The sequence below is a fragment of the Catenibacterium sp. CAG:290 genome, from assembly GCF_000437715.1.
In the GTDB taxonomy this organism is placed as follows: Bacteria; Bacillota_I; Bacilli_A; order Erysipelotrichales; family Coprobacillaceae; genus Catenibacterium; species Catenibacterium mitsuoka_A.
Window position 1 is genome coordinate 13,590 of sequence record NZ_FR898770.1, and the last position, 13,566, is coordinate 27,155.

11 protein-coding genes are annotated in these 13,566 nt (G+C 34.9%); all 11 read left to right on the forward strand.

The genetic code is table 11. The annotated features are described in order from the left end of the window. Positions 1 to 103 precede the first annotated feature (103 nt). The 11 genes from rpsB to rimP all read left to right on the forward strand — a co-directional run bounded on the left by rpsB (position 104) and on the right by rimP (position 13,564). A complete protein-coding gene (gene rpsB / locus QVO42_RS00950) occupies positions 104 to 943 on the forward strand; it encodes a 30S ribosomal protein S2 (RefSeq protein ID WP_022424323.1) in 840 nt (279 codons plus the stop codon). Positions 944 to 1,002: 59 nt separating this feature from the next. Continuing rightward, positions 1,003 to 1,899: a translation elongation factor Ts gene (gene tsf, locus QVO42_RS00955; protein ID WP_022424324.1), complete on the forward strand. Its 897-nt coding sequence runs from the start codon at positions 1,003 to 1,005 to the stop codon at positions 1,897 to 1,899. A gap of 134 nt (positions 1,900 to 2,033) precedes the next feature. Further along, positions 2,034 to 3,365: a uracil-xanthine permease family protein gene (locus tag QVO42_RS00960; RefSeq protein ID WP_022424325.1), complete on the forward strand. Its 1,332-nt coding sequence runs from the start codon at positions 2,034 to 2,036 to the stop codon at positions 3,363 to 3,365. Between the two features lie 131 nt (positions 3,366 to 3,496). After that, positions 3,497 to 4,213, forward strand: a complete 717-nt coding sequence (pyrH, locus tag QVO42_RS00965) for a UMP kinase (RefSeq protein WP_022424326.1) — start codon at positions 3,497 to 3,499, stop codon at positions 4,211 to 4,213. 2 nt (positions 4,214 to 4,215) lie between these two features. After that, positions 4,216 to 4,761 carry a ribosome recycling factor gene (frr, locus tag QVO42_RS00970; protein ID WP_022424327.1) on the forward strand — a complete coding sequence of 182 codons (546 nt, stop codon included), beginning with the start codon at positions 4,216 to 4,218 and terminating at the stop codon, positions 4,759 to 4,761. Between the two features lie 92 nt (positions 4,762 to 4,853). Further along, positions 4,854 to 5,597, forward strand: coding sequence for an undecaprenyl pyrophosphate synthase (gene uppS, locus QVO42_RS00975; protein ID WP_022424328.1), 744 nt, complete (start codon positions 4,854 to 4,856; stop codon positions 5,595 to 5,597). Further along, entirely contained in the window at positions 5,594 to 6,367 is a 774-nt protein-coding gene (locus QVO42_RS00980; protein ID WP_022424329.1) for a phosphatidate cytidylyltransferase, read from the forward strand. Before uppS ends, QVO42_RS00980 begins: the two co-directional genes overlap by 4 nt. Before the next feature lie 15 nt (positions 6,368 to 6,382). Next, positions 6,383 to 7,531: a 1-deoxy-D-xylulose-5-phosphate reductoisomerase gene (locus QVO42_RS00985; RefSeq protein ID WP_022424330.1), complete on the forward strand. Its 1,149-nt coding sequence runs from the start codon at positions 6,383 to 6,385 to the stop codon at positions 7,529 to 7,531. 1 nt (position 7,532) lies between these two features. Next, on the forward strand, positions 7,533 to 8,624 hold the full coding sequence (locus QVO42_RS00990) for a M50 family metallopeptidase (RefSeq protein ID WP_022424331.1): 1,092 nt from the start codon (positions 7,533 to 7,535) through the stop codon (positions 8,622 to 8,624). A gap of 33 nt (positions 8,625 to 8,657) precedes the next feature. Then, complete coding sequence (locus QVO42_RS00995) at positions 8,658 to 12,989, forward strand: PolC-type DNA polymerase III (RefSeq protein WP_022424332.1); 4,332 nt, start codon at positions 8,658 to 8,660, stop codon at positions 12,987 to 12,989. 113 nt (positions 12,990 to 13,102) lie between these two features. After that, positions 13,103 to 13,564 carry a ribosome maturation factor RimP gene (gene rimP, locus QVO42_RS01000; protein ID WP_022424333.1) on the forward strand — a complete coding sequence of 154 codons (462 nt, stop codon included), beginning with the start codon at positions 13,103 to 13,105 and terminating at the stop codon, positions 13,562 to 13,564. Positions 13,565 to 13,566 lie beyond the last annotated feature (2 nt).

Consider the following 13,566-nt stretch of genomic DNA (forward strand, 5'->3'; position numbering starts at 1 on the left):
ATGGTGTTTGAAATACACACACTATGGATTCATAGTTCGAGTGCCTTATTGGTGGGCTATGTTAGAAATAGTGGAGGAAAAAACAAAAAGGAGGAAATTACACATGTCAGTAATTTCAATGAAAAAATTATTAGAAGTTGGTGTTCACTTCGGACATCAGACAAAGAGATGGAATCCAAAAATGGCTCCATACATCTTTACATCAAGAAATGGAATCTATATCATTGACTTAAAGAAGTCTTCAGACAAATTAGATGAAGCTTACCAGGCAATGAAAGAAATCGCTGAAAAGGGCGGTAAGGTTTTATTTGTTGGTACTAAGAAACAGGCTCAGGAAGCTGTTCAGACAGAAGCTGAAAGATCTGGTTCTTATTTCGTAAACTCTAGATGGTTAGGTGGAACTTTAACAAACTTCAAGACTATCCAGAAGAGAATCAAGAGACTTATCGAACTTGAAAAGATGGAAGAAGACGGAAGCTTAGAACAGTACACTAAGAAGGAAGCAGTTCTTCTTATGAAGGAAAAGGCTAAGTTAGAAAGAAACCTTGGCGGTATCAAAGAAATGAAGAAGTTACCAAATGCTTTATTCGTAGTTGATCCAAAGGTTGAACACAATGCTGTTGCTGAAGCTAAGATCTTAGGTATCCCAGTATTCGGTATCGTTGATACTAACTGTGATCCTGATGAAGTAGATTACGTAATCCCTGCAAACGATGATGCAATCAGAGCTGTTAAGTTAATCGTTGCTGCTATGGCTGATGCTATCTGCGAAGCTAAGGGTGAACCTACTACTGTAGCATTCGTTAAAGACGAAGAAGAAAAAGAAGTTACAATGAACGATGCTGTTGCAAGCGTTGAAGAAAATAAAAACAACAGAGGACCAAGATATAAGAACGGTCCTAGAAGAAATAAAGCTCCAAGAACTGACAAGACTGAAGCATAATCAAAAGGAGAAAGCATTATGCTTTCTCCTTTTTAATAAAATTTACGGAGGAAAAACAAATGGCAATTAGTGCAAAATTAGTAAAAGAATTACGTGAAAAAACTGGTGCAGGTATGATGGACTGTAAAAAGGCTTTAGATGCAACTAACGGTAACATCGAAGAAGCTTTTGACTGGTTAAGAGAAAAAGGTATCGCAAAGGCAGCTAAGAAGGCTGATAGAATTGCAGCTGAAGGTTTATCTACATTTGTAATTGATGGTGATAAAGCAGCTTTAGTAGAAGTTAACTCTGAAACTGACTTCGTTGCTAAGAACGCTGAATTCCAGGAATTAGTAGCAAATGTTGCAAAGACTATTGTTGCTAACAACCCAGCTGATGTTGAAGCAGCTTTAAAGATTGAAGTAGAAGGTAAAGATCTTGCTACTGTAATCGCTGAAAAATCAGGTAAGATTGGTGAAAAATTATCTTTAAGAAGATTTGCTGTTATGACTAAGGCTGAAAATGAAGTATTTGGTGCTTACTCTCATATGGGTGGTAAGATCACTGCTTTAGTTAAAATCGCTGATTGTGATGAAGAAAAGGCTAGAGATGTTGCTATGCACGTAGCTGCAAGTACTCCTCAGTTCATCGATAGATCTGCAATCCCTGCTGAACATATCGCTAAGGAAACTGAAGTATTAAAGAAACAGGCTTTAGAAGAAAATGCTAAGTCAGCTAAACCAAAACCAGAAAACATCGTAGAAAAGATGATTGCTGGACGTTTAAACAAAGAATTAAAGGCTATCTGCTTAGTTGACCAGGAATTCGTTAAGAACCCTGATTTAACAGTTGCTCAGTTCTTAGGTAACGGTAAAGTTGTAGAAATGGCTAGATTCATGGTTGGTGAAGGTATGGAACATAAAGAAGAAGACTTCGCTGCTGAAGTAGCTGCTCAGATGGCTGCTGCTAAAAAATAATTATGATTATTAGAAGAAGTACGAACAGTACTTCTTTTTTTTACTATTTTCTTATAATAATAAATCCATTGCACAATAATCAATTACGTGTTATTATCTGAATTGTATTTTTTGTATACAAATGAGGAGGAAATATGAGTAAAGATCAAACTAGTATGTCAGAAGAACTTTTCAAATTAGACGGAAAGCCTTCTACATCACAAGCTTTACCTTTAGCACTTCAGCACGTTGTGGCCATGGTTGTCGGATGTGTTGCACCTGCTATTATTATTTCAGGAGTTGCAGGACTTTCAGCGAGTGATTCAGTTATTCTGATTCAGGCTGCACTTACAATGTCTGCTATCTCTACATTATTTCAGGTTTTTCCGTTATTAAGAGGGAAAAAACTTGCAATTGGGGCAGGATTACCTGTTATCATGGGTATTAGTTTTGCCTATTTACCTACTATGCAGGCAATTGCTGGTGAATTTGATATTGCAACCATTTTAGGCGCACAGATTGCTGGTGGTATTGTTGCTGTTATTGTAGGACTATTTGTAAAGAAGATTAGAAAATTCTTTCCACCACTTATTACTGGTACAGTAGTATTCTCAATTGGTTTATCATTGTATCCTACAGCTATTAATTATATGGCTGGTGGTGCAGCTTCTAAGAGTTATGGTTCTTGGCAGAATTGGCTTATTGCTTTTATTACATTAGCTGTTGTTACTTTCTTGAATCATTATGGTAAAGGAATTTTTAAATTAGCTTCTATTTTAATTGGTATTATTGTTGGTTATATTATTGCTCTCTGCTTTGGTATGATCAATTTCTCAGCTGTCGCAAATGCATCATGGTTTGCTTTACCACAATTCATGCATTTTGGTGTGAAGTTTAATCCAGCAGCATGTGTGGCAATTGCGGTATTATTCGCAATAAACTCTATTCAGGCAATTGGTGATTTCTCTGCCACTACAACAGGTGGTATGGATCGTATGCCTACTGATGAAGAATTAAATGGTGGTATTGTTGCTTATGGTTTAACTAATATCTTCTGTGCATTCTTTGGAGGTTTACCAACTGCAACTTATAGTCAGAATGTTGGTATTGTTGGTTCAACAAAAGTTGTATCTAAAAAGGTATTTGGAATTGCAGCTAGCATTATTTTAGTTGCAGGTCTTATTCCTAAGTTTTCATCACTTTTAACTACAATTCCTTACTGTGTTCTTGGAGGTGCCACTGTTTCTGTATTTGCTTCTATTGCGATGACAGGTATTAAATTAATCGCATCTCATCCAATGGATTTCAGAAATACTACAGTTGTTGGTTTAGCTGTTGCACTTGGTATGGGTGTTACTCAGGCGAATGCAGCACTTGCATCATTCCCATCTTGGGTGACAACTATCTTTGGTAAGTCTCCAGTAGTCCTTGCTACTATTACAGCTATTGTTTTAAACTTAATCTTACCAAAAAGTACGAATTCATAGTATAATGCTTCCTGATTATTTAATCAGGAAGTTTTGGTTTGAGGAGTAAGTTTTGTGGCATCAGTTCGTTGTTGACTAAAAACTTAATTCTATTTATAATTAATTTGTAGATTTTACAGAAGGAGATCCATATGAATTATAAAAGAGTTTTATTAAAAATAAGTGGTGAAGCTTTGGCTGGTGATCAGGGCTTTGGCATTAATCCTATTGTAGTTAAAGACATTGCACAGCAGATCAAAGATGCAAAAGATCTAGGTGTTGAAATTGCGATTGTTTGTGGTGGTGGTAATATCTGGAGAGGTAAGACTGGTGCCGATATGGGTATGGAAAGAGCAAGTGCAGATTACATGGGTATGCTTGCAACTGTTATGAACGGTCTTGCTTTACAGAATGCTTTAGAATCAATTGGTCTTGAAACACGTGTTATGACTGCTATTGATATGAAAGAAGTAGCTGAACCATATATCAGAAGAAGAGCTGTACGTCATCTTGAAAAAGGTCGTATTGTTATTTTCTCAGCTGGAACAGGTAGTCCATACTTTACTACAGACACAACTGCTGCATTAAGAGCTGCTGAAATTCATGCAGATGTTATCTTGATGGCTAAGAATGGTGTTGATGGTGTTTATTCAGCTGATCCTAAGTTAGATCCAAATGCTGTTAAGTTTGATAAGTTAACTTACTTAGATGTTCTTAATAAAGATTTAAAGATCATGGATCAGACAGCTATTACTTTATGTAAAGACAACAACATTGATTTAAGTGTATTTAATATGCAGAAAGAAGGAAATATTGCGTTAGCATGTAAACAGGAAGTGGCTGGCACAATTATTTCAAAGGGAGAATAATAATGGTAGAATTAGTACTTGAAGAAGCAAAAGAAAAGATGGAGAAATCAATTGACGCTTTCTCTAATGAATTAGTTAATATTAGAACTGGACGTGCTAATCCAAGCATGCTTGATAGAGTTATGGTTGAATATTATGGTTCACCAACTCCACTTAATCAGGTTGCTGGTATTTCAGTTGTAGAAGGTCGTCAGTTAGTGATTAAGCCTTATGATAAGAATTCTATGAAGGATATTGAACATGGTATTTACCAGGCCGATTTAGGTTTAACTCCACAGAATGATGGAACAGTAATCCGTATTGTGATTCCACCTCTAACTGAAGAAAGAAGAAAAGAAATGGTTAAGCAGGTAAATAAGCTTGCTGAAGAAGCTAAGGTTGCTTTAAGAAATATCAGAAGAAATGCAAATGCTGATGTTGAAAAGACTGGCGAAACTGAAGATGAAGTAAAAGCAGGTAAGGAAGATGTTCAGGATTTAACAAATGAATTTGTTAAGAAAATCGACCAGATTGCTAAAGAAAAAGAAAAAGATTTAATGACAGTTTAATGTCATTTTGGGAGGATTATGAAATCCTCCTTTTTTTGTCTGTTTGAAAATGGAGTGCACTATGTTATAATACGGTTTATGAGGTGATTATTATGCTTTTTAAAAGAAAAGAAAAATATACATTAGATATGAATCGAATTCCAGCTCATATCGCATTTATCATGGATGGAAATGGAAGATGGGCTAAGAAAAGAAAAATGCCTAGAACATATGGTCATCATGAAGGAACTAAAACAATAAGAAATCTTGCTTTAGAAGCCAACAACTTAGGTGTAAAAGCAATGACAGTTTATGCATTCTCTACTGAAAACTTTAAAAGAGAACAGAGTGAAGTAGAATATATCTTTAAGTTACCTAAAGAGTTCTTCTCTTTATATTTTCAGGAACTAATGGATAATAATGTACGTATTATGACAATTGGTCATCTAGAACTCGCACCACAGGAAACTCAAGACATTATTAATGATGCTATTAATAAAACTAAAGATAATACTGGATTAAAGCTTGTCTTTGCATTCATCTATGGTGGACGTGATGAAATCGTTGAAGCCACTAAAGCGATTTGTGAAGAATATAAAGAAGGTAAGATTGACTTAGATAATATTACAGAAGATTATTTTGAATCTCATTTAATGACTAAGGAATTACCGCCTGTTGATTTAATGATTCGCTCAAGTGGTGAATGTCGTTTATCTAACTTCTTATTATGGCAGTTAAGTTATGCTGAATTTATTTTTGATGAAGCATATTGGCCAGATTTTAATGCGGAAAAATTACATGAATGCATATGGAAATATCAGAATAGAGATCGTCGTTATGGAGGAGTGAAGAAATGAAGCAAAGGGTCATAACAGCGATTGTATTAGTAGTTTTATTTTTACCGTGTGTTATTGTAAGTGGTATTCCTTTTAAAATCCTTATAGCTTTTATTGGGGCTATGGCTACATATGAATTACTGTCTATTACAAAAGAACCTAAGCCACATTTTTATTTATATGGAGTACTAGGTGTTTATATTCTAGGTTCATTATTCTTTTCAAAAGGATTACTTGTATCTAATATGTTTATTGTAATTTACATGGTTATATTATTAACTTGTGGAATCTTTGATGCAGGTATGCCTTTCTTGAGAATTTCATATTACTTTACAAGTGCGACTTTAGTAGCTCTTGGTCTTCATGCTATTTATTATTTTAGAACAGCCTTAGATATCAGATATGTTATCTTCTTAGCACTTGCGACTTTAGGCGCTGACACATTTGCTTATTTTGTGGGACGTGCAATTGGTAAACATAAACTTAATCCTCGTCTTTCACCTAAGAAGACAATTGAAGGCTCTATTGGTGGTATAGTATGTGGTGGCTTATTAGGTTTAGCTTATGCTTATTGTGTTCAGATTCCTTATTCACTTCCTCATCTTGCCTTAATGAGCTTTGCACTTGCAACAACAGGTCAGATTGGTGATTTGACATTTAGTTCTATTAAGAGAACTTTTGAAGTAAAGGACTATTCTCAGATTTTCCCTGGTCATGGTGGTGTGTTGGATCGTTTTGATTCTATCATCTTTAATTCTATGATTTTAGGATTCTTACTTACATTACTCTAATGAAGGAGGCAATCTATGAAAAAAATTACAGTACTTGGTGTGACTGGTTCTATTGGAACGCAGACAATTGATGTTGTGACTGGACATCCTGATGAATTTGAAATTGTTGCAATGTCAGCAGGACACAATATCAAGAAATTAGAAGAAATTATGAATCAGCTTCCTGTTCCACATATTTGTGTACTAGAACAGAAAGATTATGATTATTTAAGTGAAAAATATCCAGATCGTCATTTTTATCTTGGACAGGAAGGACTTATTCAAATTAGTACTCTTGAAGAGACAGAAATAGTTCTTAATGCGATTGTAGGATTTGCAGGATTATTACCAACTATTGAAGCAATTAAAGCAGGTAAGGATATTGCGCTTGCAAACAAAGAAACTCTAGTGGTTGCAGGACATATTATTATTCCTCTCGCAAAAAAATATGGCATTCAGCTTTTACCTGTAGATAGTGAACATAGTGCTATTTTCCAATCAATGCATGGAGAGTATCCAAGAGAAATTTCAAAAATACTTTTAACATGTAGTGGTGGAAGTTTCCGTGATAAATCATTAGATGAATTAAAGGATGCTACTGTTGAACAGGCATTAAATCATCCTAACTGGAGCATGGGGGCAAAGATCACTATTGATAGTGCAACTTTAGTTAATAAAGGTTTAGAGGTGATGGAAGCCAAATGGCTTTTTGATGTAGATTATGATGATGTTGAAGTATTGATTCATCCTGAAAGTGTTGTACATTCTATGATTGAATGTACAGATACTGCAGTAATTGGACAATTAGGTACTCCAGATATGCGTTTGCCTATTCAATATGCTTTAACATATCCTCATAGAATACCACTTATTAATAGTAAGAGACTTTCTTTATCAGATATTGGAACACTTCATTTCTATAAGCCTGATACTGAAAGATTTAAGGCACTACCTCTTGCTTATCGTGCAGGAAGAATAGGGGGCAGTATGCCTTGTGTCTTCAATGGCGCAAATGAAGAAGCCAATCAGTTATTCCGTGATGGAAAGATTAAATTCCTAGAAATCGTTGATTTAATTGAAGAAGCCATGAATGCACATACTGTTGTTGACAATCCGTCTCTTGACGAATTGATCAAGATAGATGCGGAAGCAAGAGCTTTTGTAAGAAAGAGAGTAGGTTTATAAGATGCAGACTTTATTGAATATACTCGTTTTCCTGCTTATTCTTACAGGAATTATTGTCATACATGAATTAGGACACTTTGTAACTGCTAAGTTTTTCAAGGTTTATTGTGGCGCATTTAGTATTGGTATGGGTCCTAAGATTTATGGAAAAAAAGGAAAAGAAACAGAATTCCAGATTCGTGCTTTACCAATAGGTGGTTTTGTCTCTATGGCAGGTGAAGCGGATCAGGAAGACAATGAAGAACTTAAGGATGTTCCAGTAGAACGTACATTAAAGGGTAAGAAGACATATCAAAAGATTATTATTATGCTTGCAGGTGTCTTTATGAATTTCATGCTTGCACTTGTCATTATGTTATCTGCAAACTTAATGGGTGGTCAGGTAAATGTCAATCGTTGTGAAGTAGGAACACTTGTAGAAAATGGTTCTGCGACAAAATATGGATTTAAAAAAGGTGACATTATAACTAATATTGAATGTAAGCAGACTGGTGTGTCTTATGCAGTCGCAAGTTATGAAGATCTTCATAGTGATATGACTAAGAAAGCATTAAAGATTAATTCTAGAAATGCGACATTAGATATTACTGTCAGACGTGGTAAAAATAGTATTGTGATCAAGGCAGTGAGTCCATATAATGAAGAACAGGGGCGTTATGTTCTTGGCTTTATGCAGGTGACTCGAAGAATGAGTGTCACTGAAGCATTCAGCTATACATTTAAAGAATTATGTGAGATGTCTACTGCAATCTTTAATGCATTGGGACAGCTTATTGTGAATTTTGCGTCTACTATTAAGCAGATGTCAGGACCAGTGGGAATTTATAAAGTCACTTCACAGGTAAGAGAATCTGGTTCTATGACAACACTTCTATATTTAGTTGCGATGTTGTCAGTAAATATTGGAATCTTAAACTTATTACCTATTCCGGGGTTAGATGGCTATCAGGCTATTCTTTCTTTAATTGAAGGTATTATCCATAGAGAAGTACCTGTGAAGTTGAAATATGCATTGCAGGTTCTTGGACTTGCACTTGTATTTGGTCTCATGGTTGCAGTTACTTATCAGGATCTGCTGCGATTTTTTAAATAAAGGAACTTCGGTTCCTTTTTAAAAGGTGATTTTATGAATAAACTAAGTATTTTATTACAACAATTACATATAGATACAAATCAGGCGTTTTCGCAGGCTGATATTACAAAAGTAGTTGTCCATCATGATAGCCGTTATACTTTTTATATCAGTTCACCAGAATTAATGCCTCTTAGTAATGTGAAGGCTTTAAAAGAAGCCCAGCATTTATTCCCTTATCCATGTGAATTCCTCTTTGAAACAACGTCTAATCATTTTAGAGAGGAAGATGTCATTGAATATAGTGATTATATTATGCATCATGTATTAGGCAATGTACCTGAAATGCAGAGTATGACAAGAGATGATATGGATTTAAAGGACAATATTTTGACATTACATACTGTTAATCATATTCAATGTGATTCTATTAAGACTCAACTTAATGAAATGCGTACATTATTATCTGGCTTTGGTATTAATATTGATTTAAGAGCTGAGGTAGATGCAGATAATCATGAATATCAACAGACTATTGCAAAGATGGAAGAAAATAAAGGCGTTCATATAGATTCAAGTGCACTTGAAAAATATAATGAAGCGATGAATGATGCACCTCCTGCTTATTCTAAGCCAGCAGGTAATTATAAACGTTATAAGAAAGAATATGTCATGACGCAGATCAGTCAATTAGATAATACAATGCGTGAAGTAGCTGTACAGGGGTATTGTTTCCAGGAAGAAACAACACAGACTAAAAGTGGTAAACATATTCAGACACTTCTTGTCACTGATTATTCTGATAGTATTATGGTAAAGAGATTTGAGAATAAGAATCGTAATACATTAGAAGAAATGGAACAATTAAAAAAAGGTGGTAAATGGATTCGTGTCAAAGGTACCTTTGAATATGATAGCTTTGCCCGTGAACAGGTGATTATTGCGACTGAAATAGAAATTATTCCAGCACCAAAGCCACGTATTGACAAGGCGGAAAAGAAGCGTGTGGAACTACATTGCCACTCTAATATGTCTACTATGGATGGTATTGCGACTGTTGGTTCTTATATTAAAAGAGCGACAGAATGGGGTATGAGTGCTATTGCAGTAACTGATCATGGCAACGTGCAGTCATTCCCTGATGCACAGGCAGCAGCAGGAGACAAGTTGAAGATGATCTATGGTGTTGAAATGAACATGATTGATACAAATTTTGATTGTGTTTTCAATGCGAATGGATTAAAGCTTAATGATTTAACTTATGTTTCTTTTGACTTAGAAACAACAGGTTTATCTCAGATAGACGATCATATTACTGAAATTGGTGCAGTAAAGATAAAAAATGGTTTGGAGGTTGGAAGATTACAGACATTTATTAAATCTCCTAAACCTATTTCTAAGAAGATTACTGAATTAACATCTATTACGAATGAAGATATTAGAAATGCGCCTACAATTGAAGAATTCATGCCTAAATTAATGGAATTCTTTGGAGATAATCTTCTCATTGCGCATAATGGTCGTTTCGATATTGGTATGTTAGATAAGGCATTAGAGAGAATGGGAAAAGAACATATTAAAAATCCTTGGATTGACACATTGCCTTTATCTAGACGTCTCATACCATTAATGCGTTCTTATCGATTAGGTGCTGTTTGTCGTTTTTATCATATTCCTTATGATACAGAAGCGGCTCACCGTGCTGACTATGATGCTGAAGTATTAAGTCATTCATTTAATGTCATGCTTCAGGATTTAATTAAGAGAGGTTTTAAGACGATTGATGAAATCAATGATATCGAAATAGAAGATGCTTATAAGCATGCTTTCCCTTATCATATGTGTGTTCTTGCGAAAACACCTGAAGGTTTAAAGAACATGTTTAGACTTGTATCTATTGCGAATACTAAGTATTTCCATCAATGTGATCGTATTCCTAGAAGTGAATTAGAATTCTATCGTGAAGGATTAATCTTTGGTAGTGGCTGTTTAAATTCTAAAGTCTTTGAAATAGCTTCTACAAGAGATGAAGAAGAATTAAGAGAAGAAATACGATTCTATGATTATGTAGAAATACAGCCTTTAGAAGATGCGATGTATTTGGTAGATCGTGGTAAGTATGATTCTATTGATGATATAGAAAGAATATACAAGCGTATTATTAAGATTGCGAAAGAAGAAAATAAACTTATCTGTGCGACAGGTGATGTTCATTTTCTAGATAAGAGAGATAAGGTATATCGTGAAGTATTTATTACTAACTCTAAGATTCAGATTAATGGTAAACCTCATCCACTTCTTGTAAGAAATAATCCTCGTGCTTTAACACCTGATGTTTATTTAAGAACAACAGATGAAATGTTGGAATGCTTCCCTTATTTAAGTGATGAAGATACATATGAATATGTTGTTACTAATACAAATAAGATTGCAGATATGATTGGTGATGATATTATTGTCACAAAAGAAGGATTATATCCACCTTCAATTGAAAACGTAGATAAGAAACTTAGAGAATTATGTCATAAGAATGCGCATGAGACATATGGTGAAGTATTACCAGAGATTGTATCAGCAAGACTTGAAAAAGAGTTATCCAACATCATCAAGCATGGATTCTCAGTTATTTATTTTATCGCTTCAGAACTTGTAAGAGTTTCTAATGAAGCAGGTTACCTAGTAGGATCTCGAGGATCAGTTGGCTCATCTTTCGTAGCCACTATGGCTGGTATTTCAGAAGTAAATCCTCTTGCACCACATTATATATGTCCTCATTGTAAACATAATGAATTCTTAGAAGAAGGAGTTATTTCTGATGGTTACGATTTGCCTGATAAGAACTGTCCAGTATGTGGACATAAGATGAAAGGCGAAGGACATAACATTCCATTTGAAACCTTCTTAGGATTCAATGCCGATAAGGTTCCAGATATCGACTTAAACTTCTCAGGTGAATATCAGCCTAAAGCACATGCTTACACTAAAACAATCTTTGGTGAAGACCATGTCTTTAGAGCCGGTACTATTTCTACTGTTGCAGAAAAGACAGCTTATGGTTATGCAAGAGCATATGCTGAAAACCTAGGTTTAGAAGATCATATCCGTAGTGCTGAATTACAAAGACTTGCTAATGGATGTACGGGTGTTAAACGTACTACCGGTCAGCATCCGGGTGGTATTATCGTTATTCCTAATGACATGGAAGTATTTGACTTTACACCTTATCAGTATCCTGCAGATGATGTGAATGCTGAATGGCGTACAACTCACTTCGATTTCCATAAGATTCATGATAACGTATTAAAATTTGATATCTTAGGACATGTCGATCCTACTGTTATTCGTATGCTTCAGGATATGACAGGTGTTGATCCAAAGTCTATTCCTACAAATGACCAGAAGGTTATGAGCTTATTTAATAGTTCTAAAGCATTAGGCTGCGATCTATCATTCTTAAACTGTAAGACAGGTGCCTTAGGGTTACCAGAATTTGGTACAAAGTTTGTCCGTGGCATGCTTGAACAGACACATCCAAAAAGCTTTAATGAATTAGTTATTATCTCTGGATTGTCTCATGGGACTGACGTATATCTAGGCAATGCGGAGACATTGATCAAGTCAGGTACTTGTACATTACAGCAGGTTATCGGATGTCGTGATGATATCATGGTTTACTTAATTGAAAAGGGACTTCCTAATAAGGATGCTTTTGATATCATGGAATGTGTACGTAAAGGTAAGTCACCTAAAGTATTCCCTCAAAAGGGTTATGTTGAACTCATGAAGAAACATAATGTGCCACAATGGTATATTGATTCATGCTTAAAGATTAAATACATGTTCCCTAAAGCCCATGCCGTCGCTTATGTATTAAGTGCCATACGTGTAGCTTGGTGGAAATTATATTATCCAAGAGAATATTACGCTGTATACTTTACAACTAGATGTGATTTCTATGATATTGAAACGCTCATTGCTGGAAAAGAAGCAGTATATGATAAATATCAGGAATGTTTAAAGTTAAAGGCTGAACATAAAGCATCTAATAAAGAAGAAGGTTTGATTACTGTGTTTGAGGTTGCTTTAGAAATGTTTGAAAGAGGTCTAAAGTTTAGTAAGATTTCTCTTGATCAATCTGATTCTAGAAAGTTTATTTGTCATCCGGATGATCCAACAGCTATTATTCCTCCTTTTACTTCTATTGATGGATTAGGTGATGCCGTTGGTGACTCAGTAGTAGAAGCAAGAAAGGAGAGACCTTTTACTTCTATTGAAGACATTAAAAAGAGAACACGTCTTTCAGGAACACATATTGAGACACTGCAGAAGATGGGTGTTTTAAATGGTTTTTCTGAAAGTGATCAGCTTACAATTTTTGATTTATAGTTTTTTTACGTGTTTTTCAACATTATTTGACTTATACATTTAACTGTGCTATACTCGATTTAGCAAAAGACGAGAGGGGAGACCCTCTCGTTATTTATTGAATAGGAGGTTCTATGCTAGAGAAAATTAAAGAAGGCTTATTGCCTATTATTGCTTCATTTGAATGCCATCTTGATTCAATGGAATATGTAAAGGAAAAAGGAGAATGGTATTTACGTGTCTTCATTGAAAAGAATGATGGAAATCTTGACATGGATACTTGCGTTGCAGTCAGTGAAGCTGTGAGTGAAAAGTTAGATGAACTTGATTTAATCAAGGACGAGTATTATCTTGAAGTATCTTCTCCAGGAATTGAAAAGCCATTAAAGACTTTTGAGCAGGTAGAAGCTCACGTTGGCTCATATGTTCATATTGATTTGAAGAATCCAAAGAATGGAATTGATTCTCTAGAAGGAACATTAGCCTCTATTGATGGCCAGGAATTATTGATCCAGTATATGGTGAAAGCTGTAAGAAAGAAAATGACTATAAACTATGATGATATTAAATTCATCAGACTCGCTGTAAAGTTCTAGGA